Origin of the sequence: Kitasatospora sp. NPDC096128 (assembly GCF_040303105.1) — a bacterium.
In the GTDB taxonomy this organism is placed as follows: Bacteria; Actinomycetota; Actinomycetes; order Streptomycetales; family Streptomycetaceae; genus Kitasatospora.
Genome location: NZ_JBEOSP010000046.1, coordinates 1 through 17,441, shown reverse-complemented (window position 1 = coordinate 17,441; position 17,441 = coordinate 1). Strand labels below are relative to the sequence as shown.

At 70.6% G+C, this 17,441-nt stretch carries 17 protein-coding genes; 5 read left to right on the top strand and 12 right to left on the bottom strand.

What is annotated here, in order from left to right; translation table 11 throughout:
* Positions 1 to 124: 124 nt before the first annotated feature.
* Entirely contained in the window at positions 125 to 1,015 is an 891-nt protein-coding gene (locus ABTY61_RS34625; RefSeq protein WP_350509134.1) for an ATP-grasp domain-containing protein, read from the bottom strand.
* 574 nt (positions 1,016 to 1,589) lie between these two features.
* Between ABTY61_RS34625 and ABTY61_RS34620 the strand changes: the two genes are divergently transcribed.
* Complete coding sequence (locus ABTY61_RS34620) at positions 1,590 to 3,614, top strand: sensor histidine kinase (RefSeq protein WP_350509133.1); 2,025 nt, start codon at positions 1,590 to 1,592, stop codon at positions 3,612 to 3,614.
* A gap of 600 nt (positions 3,615 to 4,214) precedes the next feature.
* On the opposite strand, the gene ABTY61_RS34615 is transcribed toward ABTY61_RS34620, so the two are convergent.
* The 3 genes from ABTY61_RS34615 to nadC form a co-directional block, all read right to left on the bottom strand.
* Positions 4,215 to 4,880: a hypothetical protein gene (locus ABTY61_RS34615; protein WP_350509132.1), complete on the bottom strand. Its 666-nt coding sequence runs from the start codon at positions 4,878 to 4,880 to the stop codon at positions 4,215 to 4,217.
* Positions 4,881 to 5,319: 439 nt separating this feature from the next.
* The gene (locus ABTY61_RS34610) at positions 5,320 to 5,613 is read right to left on the bottom strand and encodes a DUF1330 domain-containing protein (RefSeq protein WP_350509131.1); all 294 of its coding nucleotides are present in this window, start codon (positions 5,611 to 5,613) and stop codon (positions 5,320 to 5,322) included.
* Between the two features lie 284 nt (positions 5,614 to 5,897).
* Positions 5,898 to 6,758 (bottom strand): carboxylating nicotinate-nucleotide diphosphorylase, encoded by an 861-nt coding sequence (gene nadC, locus ABTY61_RS34605; protein ID WP_350509130.1) that lies wholly within the window; start codon positions 6,756 to 6,758, stop codon positions 5,898 to 5,900.
* Positions 6,759 to 6,990: 232 nt separating this feature from the next.
* Here nadC and ABTY61_RS34600 point away from each other — a divergent pair, with 232 nt between their 5' ends.
* Positions 6,991 to 7,449 carry a MarR family winged helix-turn-helix transcriptional regulator gene (locus ABTY61_RS34600; RefSeq protein WP_350509129.1) on the top strand — a complete coding sequence of 153 codons (459 nt, stop codon included), beginning with the start codon at positions 6,991 to 6,993 and terminating at the stop codon, positions 7,447 to 7,449.
* Complete coding sequence (locus ABTY61_RS34595; RefSeq protein WP_350509128.1) at positions 7,446 to 8,888, top strand: MFS transporter; 1,443 nt, start codon at positions 7,446 to 7,448, stop codon at positions 8,886 to 8,888. Before ABTY61_RS34600 ends, ABTY61_RS34595 begins: the two co-directional genes overlap by 4 nt.
* A 619-nt stretch (positions 8,889 to 9,507) precedes the next feature.
* On the opposite strand, the gene ABTY61_RS34590 is transcribed toward ABTY61_RS34595, so the two are convergent.
* The 3 genes from ABTY61_RS34590 to ABTY61_RS34580 form a co-directional block, all read right to left on the bottom strand.
* Entirely contained in the window at positions 9,508 to 10,554 is a 1,047-nt protein-coding gene (locus ABTY61_RS34590; protein ID WP_350509127.1) for an SgcJ/EcaC family oxidoreductase, read from the bottom strand.
* Positions 10,555 to 10,772: 218 nt separating this feature from the next.
* On the bottom strand, positions 10,773 to 10,898 hold the full coding sequence (locus ABTY61_RS34585) for a hypothetical protein (RefSeq protein WP_350509126.1): 126 nt from the start codon (positions 10,896 to 10,898) through the stop codon (positions 10,773 to 10,775).
* 78 nt (positions 10,899 to 10,976) lie between these two features.
* Positions 10,977 to 11,753, bottom strand: a complete 777-nt coding sequence (locus tag ABTY61_RS34580; protein ID WP_350509125.1) for an alpha/beta fold hydrolase — start codon at positions 11,751 to 11,753, stop codon at positions 10,977 to 10,979.
* A 131-nt stretch (positions 11,754 to 11,884) separates the two neighbouring features.
* Here ABTY61_RS34580 and ABTY61_RS34575 point away from each other — a divergent pair, with 131 nt between their 5' ends.
* Positions 11,885 to 12,694 (top strand): helix-turn-helix domain-containing protein, encoded by an 810-nt coding sequence (locus ABTY61_RS34575; protein WP_502895479.1) that lies wholly within the window; start codon positions 11,885 to 11,887, stop codon positions 12,692 to 12,694.
* 25 nt (positions 12,695 to 12,719) lie between these two features.
* Here ABTY61_RS34575 and ABTY61_RS34570 read toward each other — a convergent pair whose 3' ends face one another.
* Entirely contained in the window at positions 12,720 to 13,247 is a 528-nt protein-coding gene (locus ABTY61_RS34570) for a carbonic anhydrase (RefSeq protein ID WP_350509123.1), read from the bottom strand.
* Between ABTY61_RS34570 and ABTY61_RS34565 the strand changes: the two genes are divergently transcribed.
* Positions 13,237 to 13,536: a MarR family winged helix-turn-helix transcriptional regulator gene (locus ABTY61_RS34565; RefSeq protein WP_350509122.1), complete on the top strand. Its 300-nt coding sequence runs from the start codon at positions 13,237 to 13,239 to the stop codon at positions 13,534 to 13,536. The two genes, ABTY61_RS34570 and ABTY61_RS34565, sit on opposite strands and share 11 nt — an antisense overlap.
* A 111-nt stretch (positions 13,537 to 13,647) precedes the next feature.
* Here the strand turns inward: ABTY61_RS34565 and ABTY61_RS34560 are convergent, their stop codons facing one another.
* The 4 genes from ABTY61_RS34560 to ABTY61_RS34545 form a co-directional block, all read right to left on the bottom strand.
* Positions 13,648 to 14,037: an SCO5389 family protein gene (locus ABTY61_RS34560; RefSeq protein ID WP_350509121.1), complete on the bottom strand. Its 390-nt coding sequence runs from the start codon at positions 14,035 to 14,037 to the stop codon at positions 13,648 to 13,650.
* 101 nt (positions 14,038 to 14,138) lie between these two features.
* Positions 14,139 to 15,683 carry an MFS transporter gene (locus tag ABTY61_RS34555; protein ID WP_350509120.1) on the bottom strand — a complete coding sequence of 515 codons (1,545 nt, stop codon included), beginning with the start codon at positions 15,681 to 15,683 and terminating at the stop codon, positions 14,139 to 14,141.
* A gap of 152 nt (positions 15,684 to 15,835) precedes the next feature.
* The gene (locus ABTY61_RS34550) at positions 15,836 to 16,399 is read right to left on the bottom strand and encodes a YbaK/EbsC family protein (protein WP_350509119.1); all 564 of its coding nucleotides are present in this window, start codon (positions 16,397 to 16,399) and stop codon (positions 15,836 to 15,838) included.
* 39 nt (positions 16,400 to 16,438) lie between these two features.
* Positions 16,439 to 17,146 (bottom strand): ricin-type beta-trefoil lectin domain protein, encoded by a 708-nt coding sequence (locus ABTY61_RS34545; RefSeq protein WP_350509118.1) that lies wholly within the window; start codon positions 17,144 to 17,146, stop codon positions 16,439 to 16,441.
* Positions 17,147 to 17,441: the final 295 nt, after the last annotated feature.

Below are 17,441 nucleotides of genomic sequence, written 5' to 3'. Positions count from 1 at the left end.
CCCAGGGCCCGCCATCACCCCCAGGGCCCGCCATCACCCGCAGCCGGGCCGCGGGAACAGAAACCGGCCCGGTCACGTCTGCCGCATGACTCGACGCTCTTTTACGGCGATCCATGCTCCAGGATCAGCGTTGTGCCCCGGCTCGCACCGCCACCGCTTCGAAGAAACGTCCCAGTCCTTCCGGGTTTGTCTGAAGAAATAGGTTCGGTTCGATGAGTTCCAGCTCCAGGACGACTGGTTCCCCGACGTTGTTCAGTACCAGATCCACCCGGGCGAACAGTGGCGCGCTCGGCGACGGGACCGCTGCCAGCGCCGCCGACGCGGTACGGATTTCTGCCTCGATCGGCTGGTACGGTGCGACGCCGAGGTGCGGCACCCGGTCGTTGTCGATCACGCCGGGCTCTGTCAGCAGGGGATCCTTGCGGATCGCATGGCTGAAGGTGCCGTCGACAAAGATCAGCGCACGTTCTCCTTCTGCCACTCGGGGCAGATACGGCTGGACCATCACGCTGCGGTTCTGATGCAGCAACATCCGGGCATGACGGGCGGCATCCACGTGCTGGCCGGGCTCGTAGCGGGCGGTGTCCAACGCACCCGCGGACACTGCGGGCTTGACCACCACGCCGTCGGCCGCGCCGAAGTCTGCCGGGGTGAGCTGCAGCTGCGTCCCTGGTTCGAGGAACCGCGTCGGCGTGACGGCGACCCCGTGCCGGGCGAGTCCTGCCAGGTAGTGCTTGTCGCTGTTCCAGCGAACGATCGGCGCGGGGTTCCACAGCCTGGTGACGGCCGCCGTGGCATCGGCCCAGGTCAGAAACTCGTCTAGCCGTTCCACGTAGTCCCAGGTCGACCGGATGACCGCCAGGCCGAACCGCTCCCAGGGCACCGCAGCCGTGTCCCACACCACCGGCTCCGCCGACAGCCCGCCGGCGCGCAGGGCATCCACGATCAGCGGGAGATCAACGTCGCACTCGACGCCGTCATCACTGGTCACGACCGCAACCCGGGCAACGCTCATGCAACTCTCCCACCGAACACGCCTGCCGCCTTTCGAAAGGGTTGCAGCCTCCCGGAACCGACCACTGACAGCCTCCGAACCTAACCCCGGTTGACGTCGAACACGGCCGCCCTCATGCCGTCCGATCCTGGATGGCCGCGACCGCCGGGCCCATGGCCGAGTCCACCCGGCCCCGTCCGGCTGCTCCTCCCCCGAGCGCGGGTGCGCAGAAGCACGACCATGGCACCGAATGCCACTCATTGCGACAGTACTGCTGCTATGCGTAATTGAATTGGCAAGCCGAGGGTGGGATGGATACGAACTGACTGCTTGCGACCCGAGACGATGAGAGGAACAGCCACGGCCGAAGCCAATCTCCGGGCGTGCAGGCTGCGAAGCCCGTTCGTGAGGGTGCTCGCGGCGCGCCGAGTCCGTCGGAGCGGGGGTGGTGGCGTTCAGTTGCAGGGCGGGCGCCGCGGACGGCCGCAGCGCTGTACGCCCACCCGCCGCGCCCCGGCGGGAGAGGGGACCGGTGGCCCGTGCGGCCGGGACGACGGGCCGAGCAGCATGGAACGGGTCAGGCAGGTGGTGGCGCATGAAAGGGTTCAAGGTCGGCGGTGCCGGTGTCGCCACGGCTCTCGCGGCAGCCGGGACCACACTGCTGTGCGCGGCGGTGTGGTCGCTCCTCGCGCTCACCCACCCCGCCGTGGCGGGTGTCAGCGAGCACTACTTCTACGACGGCCTCTGGGTCGCGGTCGGCCTGACGTTCACGCTCGCCGGCCTGTTCCTGGTGGTCAACCGGAACGGCCAGGCCCTGGGGGCACTATTGCTGGCCGCCGGTGTCCTGCAGTCGCTGCGCATGGTGCTGCTACTGGCAGCCGGGCTGGCCGGGGCAGCGCCGGCGGTCGTCGGGGTCATCGCGGTCGTGGTGCTGGCCGCGGACATCGCCAACGCCTTCGTGGTGGTGGGCTTCCCGCTCTGGCTCCCGGACGCCCGGCTACCCAGTGGAGCCTGGCGCTCGGTCACCGTGCTGGTGGGCGGGTGGAGCGTCCTGCTCGCCTTCGCCAACACCGCCCGGGTGCCCGAGTGGTACGGCCTGCCGAACCCGCTCCACCACACCGCGCTGTACGGCTGGCTGGACGGGTGGCTCAGCCCGTACACCTTCGACCTGTTCGCCGCGAGCCTGGTGCTCACCCTGACGGTGGCGGCGGTCCGCTGGTGGCGCCTGCCCGGGGCGCACCCGTACCTGTGGGCGGTGATGACCGCCTACGTGGTGTGGGCCGCGCTGGCCGCCGTCCCGCACTTCGTCACCGACTCTCCCAGGTGGCTGCCGTACGCGGTTATCGTGGCGGGCGAGGCCGCCTGGATGCTGGTGCCGATCGCCGCCTTCCGGCGCGACCGCCGATTCTCCCTGGACCGGGCCACCCGGCGATACCTGGTCGCGTTCGTGTTCTGCGCGCTGCTGTTCGTCGGCGCCCTGCTCGCTGCCTACCTGACGCACCGGCTGCTACCCGACACCGGGCCCGAAGCGCGCTGGTGGCAGGTGGCGACGGCAGCGGTCCTGGGCGCGCTCCTGCGCCCGGCCGCCCACGCAGTGGGGCACGCCGTGGACCGCTACTACTACGGCGAGCGGGCCCACCCGTACCAGCTGATCCGGCAGCTGGCGGAGCGGATGAGCCACGCCGTCAACCCGGCGGACGCGCCACCGCTGCTCTGCCGAACCGTGGTGCAAGCCCTCGGACTGCCCGCCGCCGCGGTCCGGGTCCGGACCCGCGGCGGGCCGCGCGAGCTGGCCCGAATCGGGGCACCCGACCCGACCGGCGTGAGTTTCCCGCTCACCTACGAGGGCGCCGAGATCGGCGAACTGCTGGTGCCGCCCCGCCCCGGGCAGTCCGAGCTGGACCGACAGGACCGCGAGGTGCTGCGTCTGCTCGCCGACCAGGCCTCGCCGGCGATCGCCTCGCTCGGCCTGTACGAGGACCTCCAAGCGAGCCGCGAGCAACTCGTCCAGGCCCGCGAGGAGGAACGCCGCCGGCTGCGCCACGACCTCCACGACGGTCTCGGCCCCGCCCTCTCCGGCCTGCGCCTGAGGATCGATGCCGCCAGTGCCGACCTGCCCGATGACTCCGAAGCCGCTGACTCGCTTACCGCGGCCTCCGTCGGCATCGGCGACGCGATCACCGAGCTCCGGCAGATCACCCACGGCCTGGGTCCCGGTCCCCTCGACGGCAAGGGTCTGGCCGACGCGCTCCGTCGGCTCGCGGACACCCTCGGGAGCCGGTCGCTCGACGTCACCCTCGACCTGTGCCCGGACCCGCTGCCCGTGTTCTCTGCTGCGGTCGAGGTCGCCGTGTACCGGATCAGCGGTGAGGCCCTGAACAACGTGGTCCGCCACGCGGGTGCCACGGCCGTGCGGCTCAGCCTGCACGCCCTCCCCGACCGGGTCACCGTCGAGGTCGCCGACAACGGCACCGGCTTCCCCGTCGGTGCCTCCACGTCAGGGGTCGGCCTCCGTTCCATGGCCGAGCGCGTCGAAGAGCTCGGCGGCACTTTCACCGCAGGCAACGCCCCCGTCGGTGCCGTCGTCCGCGCCGTCTTCCCCTACGGTCAGGCCGACTGACCAGGGCCGCCGTCAGGACCTCGACGCCGTGACCGCCGGCCTCACCCCCGACCGGATTCCGGCTCATCCGTCTTGTCGGATTCTCACCGTTTCGCGAGCCGAGCGGGGTCGGTAACCCCGGCTCCGGTTGGGCGGAGGCTGTCGGTGGCAGTTCGTAGGGTGCCCGGGTGAACATCGACGATCTTTCTTGGCAGGCGCGCAACCATGGTGGCGTCTACCCGCGGATGGTGCGGACCCTCCTCGACCTGGGGCAGGTGGAACTGCTGATCCGGGCGGCGCGGGAGCGTGGGGACTGGAACTGTGCGGAGGCGGCGGTCCGGGAGTTGTGTGCGGCCGGGGAGTTCGATCGGGCGCTGGCCCTGGTGGACCCGTTCACGGACATCGGGAGCCGATACGCCGCCGGCGATCACACTCGGTCACCAGCAGGCTGGAGTCCTCGGGGACCGGCGAAAGCTGAACACGAGAGCCCACCGGTACTACGACGGCCAGATGACGACGCCGTCACGCACAACCAGCGGCGCTGCCTGGCGCGACTCGTAGAAGCGGGTCCACCCCAGATCCACACTGCCGTGCCGCCGGACGCGACAGCGGACCTGGCTGTCAGTCCTGGCTGGAGAGCGGAGTCCGCAGCTCAAGACGGAGTCGGGCCGAGATCTCGGGGGCCAGCCCCCTCCTGAAGGCACCGCCAAGTTCGTCCGCGTGACTTGCGATCAGGTCGAGATCGCGCAGCTGGCGCCGGACCTCGGCGACGAGCGTCGCATCGGTGTACGGGATGTCGTACCCCCGGAGTTCGTCGAAGTAGTCGTCACGCAGGTCAGCGGCATCCACCGCCCGTCGGCTGACCTCGATCGCGAACTCGACACACCCGAACAGGTACGTGTGCGCGGCCTGCAGCGTGGCTTCCGCAGCAGGTTCGCCCGCCTCCTGGGGTCCTTCCTGGCCGTCGTTGTGGCAGTACTCGCTGAGCATGAACTCGGCCACCCCGCGGTTCACGGCCGCAAACGCGCTCCCGTCGCCGAGGACGCCCGCCCACACCGAATCCAGCAGGGGTCGCAGGCTGAGGGTGAAGGGAGCCTGGTGGTCCTCGGGCAGCGACTCGTGCCAGCTCAGGTGCCGCTCCGCGACGCCTGCGGCGAACACACCGCGCTCGTCCGAGGATATGCCGGCCAGCCGCGCTTCCACGGTCTCCGCCAACGCCTGCCAGTTGTTCATCCGAACACCCCTGAGTTGCGATACCAGCCCGTTCGCGCTGGAGGCGGCGATCATCGCATCCGTCGGCGACAGGGCCGCACAGGACAGGTACCGGCCAGTGCAGCAACCGCGCTCGCCGGAGCGCCGCGGGCTGCGGGCCGCAGGGCATGGGCTCACGGCTGCGGACAGCCTGCTTGAGTGCCCAAGCGGAACGGGGGTACCTGGCGCAGTCAGGCGCGTCCCCGGGCTACTCCAATCAACAGAGAAACCGCCGACCGGGACCCCCCGAAAGAGGTCTCGGCCTGCGATTCTTCAAACTGTATATCAGTACCCTGAGTTCGCTGGACCGATCTGTCGTGTGAGAAGCGGCTCGCGGTTCGCTTCGGGCGAGCGTGAGTCTCGTCGACGAGGTCAGCGAGACAGTCCAGCCGGCCCGGACCTCGTTTCGCGAGTCGTCGTTGAGTACCGTGTGCGTATCAGGTGACGGATGCTCAGCGATGGCTGGGCCCGTCGGTCAGTCGATGCCTTCGATGATGCGGAGGTCGCGCTCGAAGCCGTCGGGGAGGGCGACCAGCGCCTTCTGGTATGCCTCGCTCTCGTATGCCGCGACCGCCTGTTCAAAGCTGTCGAACTCGATCAGAACGACGCGTTGCGTGATTCCGGCCTCGTGGGCGACGACTCGACCGTCACGGGACAGGAGGCGCCCGCCCGCAGCCCGGACAGCGGGACCCGCCAGCTTGTTGTAGGCAGTCAGCCTCTCAGGGTCGGTAATGGCGGGGTAGACACTGGCCCAGTAGCCCTTGGCCATGGAAACCTCCTGTGTTCGGCCGGATATATCCGACTTCGAATTGACGCTCGGATTGGTCGATACCGGCGACGGAGCACCGGGCATCTGTGAGGATGTGCTGATCCGGTCTGGTTCGGCTCTGCCGCCCGCGGCTGCCGGTTCGTGTCCCGGCGAAGTCTTCCTCGGGGCCCCGGGGCGCCCTCGGTGACGGGGGAGCGTGCCGGAGACGGGAACGAAGGACTCCCGGTCGACGGGGTCGGCCATGGCGGGCATTCCAGCCCGTCCACGCTGGAGGAGACGCGGCCTCATCCGAACCTCGCCGGGTGTCCGCCACCCGCTGGTGCCGTCGGCGTCAGCAGCAGGCTGAGGTCGAACGCCGGCGCGCTGTGGGTGATGGCACCGACGGATATCGCGTCGACTCCGGTCTCCGCGACGGCCCTGACCGTGTCCAGTGTGATGGATCCAGACGCCTCGAGTCGGGGCCCTTCCGACCCTCGCAGTGTCACGATGTACCGCATGTCTTCGATGGACATGTTGTCCAGCATGATCCAATCGACTCCCGCGCGCAGCGCCTCAATGGCCTCGGCTGTCGACTCGACCTCCACCTCGACGGCGACGCCCCGTGTGTTGCACGCGTGCACTGCCGCGATCGCGGCAGCCACGCCACCCGCCGCGGCGATGTGGTTCTCCTTGAGCAGGACCATCGCCGCGAGGTCGAGCCGGTGGTTGCTCACTCCGCCGGCGGCAACCGCGGCCTTGTCGAGCGCTCGAAGCCCGGGCGCTGTTTTGCGGGTATCCAGGATCCGGGCCGAAAGCCCGGTTACCGCCTCCGCGAAGGCCGCAGCGGCGGTGGCGATGCCGGACATCCGTTGCAGGAAGTTCAAAGCCGTCCGCTCGCCGGTGATGATCTCCCGTGCGGGTCCTGCCAGCGTGAGCAGGTCCTGCCCGGAGTGGACGCGGTCGCCGTCTTGAACGTGCTCGGTGACGACGACGTCGCTGCCGAGCTGCCGGTACACCTCGGCTGGGATGGCCATACCGGCGATCACGCCGTCTTGGCGGGCGACGACGCGCGCATGGGCGCCGGTGTCGTCCGGTACTGCCCAGTGGGTGGTGATGTCGTCCTCGGCGCGGTCTTCGACCAGGGCACGGCGCACGGCGTCCGCCATGGCGCCGACTGCGACCGCCGTCTGGTGCGGGGTCGGCATCGGCGGGGCGTCGTGCGGGGCAGCGGGGTCGGAGGAGCCCGAGGCGGCCGCCGGGTCCGGCGAGGGCCCGTCTCCGGCTGCCTGGGATCCCGAGCGATTCCGGTCGGCCTCCCGCGCCGAGTGCGGGGCAGGGGCGCGGCGTTCGGGACGAGAGATGTATAAAGCATTCATATAAATATTGTATGCTTCACGCATGAGCCGTCAAGATGCCACTCATGGCGCTTCCACTGCGATCGGGTCGGCCCTCTACGGGCTGGCCACCACGGCTGTGAGACGCCTTCCGCGCGATATGAGCATCACGTCCGCCGCCACCCTGGCCACCCTGCACAGGACCGGCCCGCGACGCATCACCGATCTGGCCGTGATCGAGGGTGTCACCCAGCCCGCGATGACCGTGCTGGTCCGGGTGATGGAGAAATCCGGACTGGTCGAGAGGAGGGGCGACGAGTCCGACAAGCGGGTCACCCTGGTATGTCTGACCGAGGCCGGCGCGTCGTACGTTCAGACGCGGCGCCAGGCGGGCGTCGATGCCTTCGCGCGGCTGATCGACGAACTCGCCGACGACGAGGTCAAGGCCCTGGTGGCGGCGCTTCCGGCGCTGGCGCACCTGGCAGAGATCGAAAGCCAGGACCGAGAAGGGCCGAAGCGGTGACGGGGCGCACCCCGGAGCGCTCCGAGGCGCGGCTGCTGGTCCCCGCCCTGATATTCATCGCCCTGGTCGTGGCGGCGGTCGCCAGCCTCGGGACGCCGCTGATCACCAGTGTGGCGACCACGTTCCACATCTCGCTCGACAGCGCGCAGTGGACGCTGACCGTCGCACTGCTGAGCGGCGCCGTCGCCACGCCCGTCCTCGGCCGGCTCGGAGCCGGCCCACACCGACGGGCCACGATCCTCGCCACCCTGGCGATCGTCGTCGCCGGCAGTGCACTCACCGTGCTGCCGCTGTCGTTCGCGGGGCTGCTCATCGGCAGGGCGGCCCAAGGTGTCGGGATCGGTCTGACGGCGCTGATGATGGGCGTGGCCCGGGACCACCTTCCCGAGGAGCGCAGCACGGCGACGATCGCCCTGATCTCGGTGGTCTCGATCATCGGCGCCGGCGTCGGCTACCCGCTCACCGCACTGCTCGCCGAGATCGGCGGCGTACGGGCCGCCTACGGATTCGGTCTGTTCGTCACCGCTGTCGCCTTCCTGACCGCGTGGCGTTCCATACCCGCGGCTCCCGAAGGCCGCTCCGCTCACGTGAACGTGGCGGGCGCGCTCGTCCTGGCGGGCGGGCTGTTCCTCGTCCTGTTCCTGGCCGGCCAGAGGAGCCTGTGGAGCCGTCACCTCGCCACGGCGACGATCCTCGCCGTCGCCGCCGTGCTCCTGCTGTGCGTCTGGACTGCCTCCGAGCTGCGCAGCAAGGCGCCTCTGGTCGGCGTCCGGGCGGTACGGCACCCGGCGGTCGCCGGAGCGAACATCGCCATGTTCGTCGGCGGGAGCGGCATGTACCTCCTGCTCACGCTCATCACGCGGTACGCGCAGACGCCGCACAGCGCCGGCTACGGCTTCGGGCTGACCACCTTCGTCGCCGGGCTGGTCCTCGTCCCCTTCTCGGTGCTGGGGTTCGTCGCCGGCAAACTCACGCCCCGGGTTCGGACGCGGATCGACGCACCCTTTCTCCTGGCCGGCAGCGCCGTCATCGTCGGCGGCGGGTTCGTCCTCTTCGCCGCGGCCCGGTCGAACCTGGCCGAACTGCTCGTCGCGATGGGTGTGCTGGGCTTCGGCGTCGGCAGCTTCTCAGCCGCCATGCCCGGCGTCATCCTGGCCGTCACACCCAAGAGCGAGACGTCGAGCGCGATGAGCTTCAACTACGTCGTCCGCAGCGTCGGGTACTCCCTGGGCAGCGCGACAGGCGGCCTGATCCTGGCCACCGGCACCGGTCAGCTCTTCCCGAACGACCATGCCTACACCACCGCAGCGCTGGTCGGCATCGCCGCGATGGCGGTCACCGCCCTGACCGCCGCCGCTCTCGCCCGCCAACGCCCGCCCGAGATCAACCCCGCCGCGGCCACGGCCGGCGTGCCGAGTCGGCGCCGGTCGAGCCGATGACCGGCTCGCCGGAAGGGCGGCGGTCCCGTCGCCCTGGTCGGGGCCGAGGAAACCCGTCGATGGTCGCCAGCGCCGATGGCCTGCTCGGACGAGAGAAAGCCCAGGCCAGCCCAGGGCCTCGTCGTCCTCGTCCAGCTCGGGCGCATCCGGGTCGCGCAGCGGGCGCAGGTCCCGGCCGGGGCTGCCGGCCCTGATGTTGAACAGGTAGCGGCGCAGGAAGTTGATGTGCCGGTCCTTGATTCGGTTTCCTCCTGGAGATAGCACCGTCGACTACGGCCGTGGTCGTGGGCTCGGCGCTCATCGGCCCCAGCCCGCCGTGGATCAGCGTGGGCCTGCTCGCCATCGCACGCCTCATGCTCGCGGCATCCGTCTTCCTGCTCACCCGTCCCGAGCACCGCGACATTGCTCCGGAGCGACTGGCCACGGCTACGACTGGAACTGCACCGTAGCCACCCCCTTCGACAGATTGGCTGCGGCGGACCGGGGCCCGGTCCGCCGCAGGTCATGCCGAATCCCGGAAGCCGTCCTGCGCGGGGTCGAGTTCGGTGAGGTCGACGTCGAGATGCTGCTCGTACGCCTCCGGGGGCAGGTCGAGCTCATGGGTCGAGGCCGGATGTGGTCAGCTGAAGAACGGGTCGTCCACGACGTGGGCCCAGCCGCCGTCCGGCTGTCGTCGGAGGATCTCGGTGGTGGTGGAGATCACCGGCTCCGGTCCGGCTCCGGTGAGGGTGGCGGTGTTCGACACCAGGGCGACGTCGTCAACCTGTCGGATGTCGCGCAGTTCGAGGGTGAGGCGGGAGCCGCTGTCGACCATCTGCTGCATGGCCGCGCGGATGGCGTCCGTGCCCACCGAGCGAGTCCCGGGGGCGGGGACGAAGTGGGCGTTCGGCTCGTAGAGCGATACCAGCCCCTCGACGTCGCCTGCCTCCAGGTACTCCATGAACAAGGTCCCCACCTGCTGCGGGGTCTCGGCGCGGCGCCGGGCGACGGCGCCGACCGGCTTGTCGCCCCAGCCGGCTGCGGCGAGCAGGTCGTACCAGCCGGGATAGGCGCCGTGGGGCAGGTGGCGGCGCAGCAGGTCGCCCGGGAAGGTCAGCGGGGACGCCTTGTGGGGCTTGGCCTTGGCCTGGGTGAGGATGGCGTCGCTGAGGGCGTAGCCGAGGTCCAGGCGCGGGAGCAGGAGGTGCACGTCGTCGGCGAGGCCGGATGGCAGGCTCTCCCGCTGGACTCCGAGGATGTCGGTGCCGATACCGGCCTGGGCCAGCGCGACCTCCGTGCCCTTGCGCTCGGCGATGCCGTCGGAGGTGTGCAGGGCGATGGCGTCCCAGGCGATGGCGATACGCCGTTCCTCGACGCCGTGCCCGCGCAGGAATGCCGCTGCGGTGTCAGCGCCGTCGACTTCGAAGCGCTGGTCGCCGTTGCCTTCCTCGGTCAGGCCGATGTCGTGCAGAGCGCAGCTGAGGAACAGCAACTCGTCGTCGTAGTCGCTGCCGGCGCGCAGACCCTGGTTGTGGGCATGGGCGCGAGCGAAGACATAGCTGCGGACGCTGTGATGGAGAACGAATGCGGGCGAGATCCGGTCCACATAGGCATAGGTGTCCCGGGTGAGGCTCGTGTCGGGCAGGTCGAGCTGCTCGAAGACGGACAAGGGTGCAGCTGTGGTCATGACGTGTGTCTTTCGTCCGGATGCCCCGGTACGGCGGGGCCGATCGGTTCGGTGCCCCGGCGACGCGCTGACGCGTGCCGGGTCTTGGAGGTGCTGCGCACGGCACGTGGAGCGAGGGCGGATCGCCCTGCCGGGGATGGGCGGCTGCCACCGGTGCGGGCTGGTGGCGTGCTGTGGTGTGCTGGAAGTGAGGGAGGGTCGAAAGCGGCCCCGGCAGGTCAGACGCGCTCTGCGAAATCCTTGGCGGCGCGCTCGACGAAGTCGGCGACGCGCTTCGGATGTGCGACGAAGGCCGTGTGGGAGGCGTCGATGTCCTCGGTGTGCGCGTGCATGCGGTCGGCCATTTCGCTCGGGATGGAACGGTGGCGGTTGCGCGATGCGCAACTTCTGCGGTGCGGGCCGGCCTTGGGGCGGAGTGCTGGTCAGGTGGCCGGTGCGAATGCGGTGATCGCGTCGACGAGTTCGTCGGGGGCTTCGAGCGGGATGAGGTGCCCGGTGTTCGGAATGACCGCGAACTGCGCTCCGGAGAGGTAGGGGAGGAGGTTGCGGCGCAGCACGTCGACGGGTTCGACGCGGTCGTGCTCGCCGGCGATGACGAGGGCCGGGACGCTGATCATGCGGGCGTGTTCGGTGATGTCCTCGGCGATTCCGTGCAGCGGCCATTCCGTGCGGGCGGCGTCGGCGCCGGCCCGGGAGTCCGCAGCGATCTGTGCCTTGACCCGTGCCGGCAGGTCGCCGGCGGTCAGGACGGTGTCCCTGGCGCCGGCAACGGACTCTTCGGTGTCGTAGGCGTGGGAGAGGAACTCGCGGTACTCGGCGGTGATTTCCGCAGGCGGCCTGGCCGGTCCGGATCCGACGAGGACCATCCCCCGCAGACGGGTGGGTCGCGTCGCGGCGACGAGCTGCGCGACCTTGCCGCCCATGGAGTGTCCGACCAGCACGTAGTCGTCGATTGCGGCGGCGGCGAGGACGGCGACGGTGTCGTCGGCGAGTTGGCGGAGCGTGTAGGGCCCGGGAAGCGTGTTCGAACGGCTCCACCCGCGGAAGTCGACCGTGAGCGTGTCGCGGCCCGGCAGGCGGTCCACGACCAGGTCCCAGGTGCGGGCGGACCCGCCCCAGTAGTGCAGGAAGACCAGGGTCGGGCCCGTGCCCCTGCGATGGTCGTATGCGGGCAGTGAAAGCTGCTGCGTGCTGGTCATACTCGGATCCTTCGGTCTCGCTTCGAGGCTGGTTCTGCCTTGTCACCATTGGACCGCCGCCTGCGGAAGGGATCATCGGCAGGACTGGACGGCCGATGGTGGAAACTGGACTCGTGGCAACGATCCGGCACATGACCTATCAGCCCGTCGGCAGCGGGGCCTCCTCGGTCGAGGTGATGACGTTCGAACGGCTGCGGGAGATCAACGACGGCGGCACGCAACGTGCCGACTTCCACGTCCTCGCTCTCGTCGACGAAGGGGAGGGCACGGTCACGGTCGACTTCGTCTGTCACCCGCTCTCGGCACGGACCGCGGTGTGGATCTCACCCGGCGCGGTGCACCGCTGGGACGACATCGCCCGCGTCGCGGGACACCTGGTGCTCTTCGTCCCGACCGCGCCGGTAACGCACCGCACGCGGGAGCTGGTCGCCTCTCCCGATCTCGTCGCCCGGTGGCCGGTGCCCGCCGAGTCCTGGCCGTTCGTCGACGCGGCGCGCAGGCATCTCGTCCTGGAGGCGGCCGCCCTGGCCGAGGGCCCGTCGACGGAGCTGCCCGAGATCCTGCTGTCCGCGCTGATCACCCGCGTCGAGCCGCCGCACTCCGAGGCGCGCTCGGCGAACCCGACGTTCCAGCTGTTCCGTTCGAGCGTCGAGGCGCATTTCCGGACCCACCACGACGTCGGCTACTACGCAGCGAGGCTGGGGTTCGCCCCGCGCACCCTGACCCGGGCGGTGCAGCAGGTCACCGGGCGTACCGCGAAGGCGTACATCGTGGAACGGATCGTGCTCGAGGCGAAGCGCCTACTCGCCCACGAACGCATCACCGCGGCGCGTTGTGCGAGCGAGCTCGGGTTCCCGGACCCGTCGAACTTCTCGCTCTTCTTCCAGAACGCGACGGGCCTGCGCCCCGGCGCCTGGCAGGCGGCGACGGTCCTTGACTGACCCGTCGACATTCGCCCCCACCGGGCTACCTGCCGGCCGGGGCCACGGTCTCGACGACGTGTTCGACGACGGTCTCGACGAGCCCGGTCTCCAGCCGCAGCACGTACCCCGACACCGACGCGAGGACCTCGCCCGTCATCAGCGGGTCGGCGAGGAGCTTCTCGACGTCGTGCCGCACGGTTGCGACCGGGTCCGTCACCGCGCGCTGGGCGAGCACGGCGTCGTCGCCTCCGGTGCGGTCCGCGAACGCGCGGCGGAACGCCTGGTCGGCGAGCAGACCGGTACCGCACTGCGTGTGATGCACGATCGCGACGTCCATCCTGACTCCGAGCCGCACCGCCAGATAGGCGATGTCCTCGATTGCGCGGCTGTCCACCCGTCCGCCCGTGTTCCGCAGCACTCCCGCGTCCCCTGTTCCGATCCCGAGGAAGCCCGCGGGCTCGACGCGCGGATCGGTACAGACCAGTACCAGCGGCAGCCGCTCCGGCAGCGAGGTGGGCATCGCCAACCGGGCGAGGTCCACGTTCGCCGCGAAAACCTGGTTGCGCTTCAAGAACTCGTCGAAGTCCGAGATCGCCGGCTGGCTCGGCATCGAGCGCTCCACGATCAGCCGCAACCTCGACCTCCTCGCCCAGCTCGGCTACGTCCGCGCCGCGGAGACGTCGGCGACCGGGCGAACGACCCGTGTCGTCGTGACCGACGCCGGCCATCAGGCACTGGCGGACGCCCAGCCCGCCTGGGAACGGGCGCAGGCGTGGATCAGCGCCGCCGTCGACGAGGACGCCGTCGACGCGCTCGACCGCTGGCTCACCGTCCTCGAACTCGCCCCCCGGCCCCGCTGACCGCGAACGCCCGACCCCGGAGGCCCGAGCCGAATCACCCCAGCGCCGGGTACGCGCGCGTCGGGCGCCCACCCGCTCCCGGGTGGGCGCCCGACGCGGCCGGGATCCGGGTCAGCAGCTGCGCAACTCGGGGCTCTGGTTGCGGATCTGGTTGTGCAGCGAGGTGAACTCGCGGTACGCGGCGCTGTCCTCGGAGCCCGGTCGGAAGGCGCCGACGCGGTGGCAGTTGACGAAGGCCAGCTTCACGCCGAAGTGGTCCTCCAGGCTGCCGCGGATGGCGTTGCTGGCGAGCGCGCGCAGCAGCTGGGCCCGCTGCTCGTCGCTCGGGGTGGTGTTGTCGGTGCTGAACTCGGCCTCGGAGGCGGAGAGTTCGGTGCTGAGCCCGGCGACGACCTGGTAGGCGTAGGGGAGCGAGACGCGGACGGTGTCGAGGAAGTCGGCCTGGTCGACGTGGCCGTCGCGGGCCTGGTCGAGCAGGGCGGGGGAGACGTCGAGCGACATGGGGGTCCTCTTTCGCGGGGCGCGCGGGGCGCGGACGTGAATGGTTAGCGAAGATGAAAACCATTTGCGTAAAGGACTGTCCTCGACGCCCCGACGCCCTGTCAAGTACCGCCCCCCGAAGGGCTGACGTGCGGCACCTGCGGCACCCGCCGCACCTTGATGACGAACACCGCGATCAGCACCGCGAGCGAGGCGAACACCAGCCCCATCTGGAAGGCCGTCGCGATGCCGTGCACCAGCACCTCCGAGGAGTACGGCGCCGGGAGCTTGCCGGTCGCCCTGAACTGGAGGGCCTGTTGCGGGGTGGCCTGCCGGAGGAACTTCCCGACCTGCTGCCCGGCCTCGTTGCGGCTGGCCGTGCCGTACACCGTGACCAGGATCGACAGCCCGAGCGAACCGCCCACCTGCTGCATCGTGTTGAGGCTGCCGGTGGCCGCTCCGGTCTCGTGCGGGGCCACGTGGGAGACGACGGTGAGCATCACCGGGACGAAGATCGAACCCATCCCGAGGCCGAACAGCAGGGTCGGCCCGAGGATGCCGCCCGCGTAGGTGCTGTGGATGTCGATCCGGGTCGCCCAGAACACGCCGCCGAGGACCAGGACCGACCCCGCGACCAGGAACGGCTTCGCGCCCCACCGGATCTGGTTGCGGGCGGCGAACTGGGCGGCCGCGACGATCGCCACGCTGATCGGGAGGAAGGCGAAGCCCGCTCGCAGCGGGCTGAACCCGAGGATCTCCTGCACGAACAGGGTGATGAAGAAGAAGATGCTGAACATCGTCGCGGCCACGCACAGCATCAGCCCGAACGCGCCCGACCGGTTGCGGTCGCGCAGCAGGTGCAGCGGGGTGATCGGCTGCGGGACCCGCCGCTCGTTGAGGATGAACGCGGCGAGCAGCACCACCGCGAGGCTGAAGGCGGTCAGCGTGACGGCGTCCGTCCAGCCGTGGTCGGAGGCCCGGATGAAGCCGTACACCAGCGAGACCATGCCCGCCGTGGCGGTGAACGCGCCGGGCAGGTCGAAGCGCCCGGGGTGGCGGTCGGACTCGTTGATGTAGAGCGGCGCCAGCAGCGCGATCGCGATGCCGATCGGCACATTGACGAACAGCACCCAGCGCCAGGACAGCCAGGAGGTGAGCATGCCGCCCAGCAGCAGGCCCACCGCGCCGCCCGCGCCGGCCACGGCCGAGTAGACGCCGAACGCGCGGTTGCGCTCCGGGCCCTCCTTGAAGTTGGTGGCGATCAGCGCCAGCGCGGTGGGCGAGGCGATCGCCCCGCCCACCCCCTGCAAGGCCCGGGCCGCCAGCAGCCAGGACGAGGACTGGGCGACCCCGCCGAGCAGCGAGGCGAAGCTGAACAGCAGCACGCCGACGATGAACACCCGCCGGCGCCCGAGGATGTCGCCCGCGCGGCCGCCGAGCAGCAGCAGCCCGCCGAAGGTCAGGGTGTAGGCATTGATCACCCAGGACAGGTTGGTGGTGGAGAAGCTCAGCGCCCGCTGGATGTGCGGCAGGGCGATGTTCACGATCGTGATGTCGAGGACCACCATCAGCTGGGTGGCCGCGATGACGGTGAGGGCAATCCCTGGGTGCTGGCCCCGACGTGCGGTCGCGGGCGGAGCCGTGGCCAGGGCACGCGAGGTGGCCATGGCAGGTTCCCCAATGGCTCGGGGGCGAACGCGGGGGCAGGGGGGACGGATTCGTTCGCCACTACCGACGGTAGCCCCGGGCGATAGGGAACACAACCGTTCATTACCGACAACCATCCGTTTTCGGACAGCCGCGGCGCGCGGTCCGGTCCTCAGCCGGCCAGGCCCGCCAGCACCTCGGCGCCCGGCAGCTGGGCCAGTGCCCAGCCGGGGAGGATGAGTTTGCCCCGGCGCCGACCGCTGCCGACCAGGACGTACGGTGCCGCGGCCACCGCCTCGTCGATGAGCAGCGGCCAGCTGCCGGGCAGGCCGACCGGGGTGATGCCGCCGTACTCCATGCCGGTCAGCTCGACCGCGGTGTCCATCGGGGCGAACGAGGCCTTGCGCGCCCCCAGGTGTGTGCGGACGGCACGGTTGACGTCCACCCGGGTGTCGGCGAGGGCGAGGCAGGCGGCCAGGGTGACCTCCCCGCCGCGTTTGGCCGCGACCACCACGCAGTTCGCGGAGAGCTCCGGCGGCACCTCGTAGAACTCGCAGAACACCGCCGTGTCCGCCTTTCCCGGGTCGGTGTCCGCGTACAGCGCGGCCTCGGCAGCCTCCCGGACGTCCCAGTTCTTCAGGGCGTCGGCCACCGGGGCGGCGAGGTCGTCGCAGACCTCCAGTGCTGCGACGACGGTCGTGAAGTTTCCGAAGGGAGGGTGCAGCGGCTCACTCATGGGACGGACTGTAGCCGCACCGGCAGCCGCAGTACGAGCTCAGCCGGTCAGTCCTCCGGCGGTCCACCAGGCCCGGGGGTCGTCGCAGGCTCCTAGGGTGAGCCGCTCGCCGTACCCCTGGTCGAGGAGGCAGCGGCCCCCGTGGGCGTGGATCCGGAGCCGGATGGCGGACCGTCCGTCGGGGGCGTTCCAGCGGAGCGGGGCGGAGAGGTCGGCGAAGGTCCACGACTGGTCCTCGGCCGCGGCCTCCGGCCCGTTTCCGGGGCGCTCGGCGGAGAGGTACACGGAGCCGTCCGGGTCCGCCGTGAGCAGCAGGGGGCCGGTCGTGTCCTCACCGGTGCCCAGCAGCAGTGACTGGAGGAGGAACGCGTCGCCGGCGGTGGGCCGTACGAGCCATTCCTGGTTCTCCTCGGCGTTCTCCGGCATGGCGGTCACCGCGGCGCCGTCGGCGGCGTGCGAGGAGTCGTGCCCGAACGCCGTCACCCTCAGCCCGGACCGGCCGGCCGTCAGGTCGCCGAGCCCGCTGCGCCTGCCGAGGGGCGGCGGGACGGGCTGGGGCCGGAAGCGGTCCGGTGCCGGTGGCACCGTTGCGGAGCGGTCGACGGACTCGTGCGCGAACGGACTGCCGCGGCCGTCGGCCCGGTCCGCCCCGGCCCGGTCCTGCTGGCCGGTGATGATCAGGAGGCAGGGGAGCAGGGCGAGCGCGGCGGTCGCCCTGGTGGCGGCGAGTGCGGGCCGGTGCGACAACGTGGTTGTTCCTCGGGCGAGTTCGAAGGCGGTGACCGCCTGGTGGCCAGTGGTGACAGGTCGTGCTTGCGCACGGCCGCGGACCGCTCACCGGGGAGGGGAACCGGTGAGCGGCGTGCGGGGCGTACGGGACGGGCTCAGCCGCCGAGCGCTCCGTCGGTCAGCTGGGCCTGGATGGTGGCCATCACGGCGGCATCGGTGAGGGTGGTGGTGTCGCCGACTTCGCGGCCTTCGGCGATGTCGCGCAGCAGGCGGCGCATGATCTTGCCGGAGCGGGTCTTGGGGAGTTCGCCGA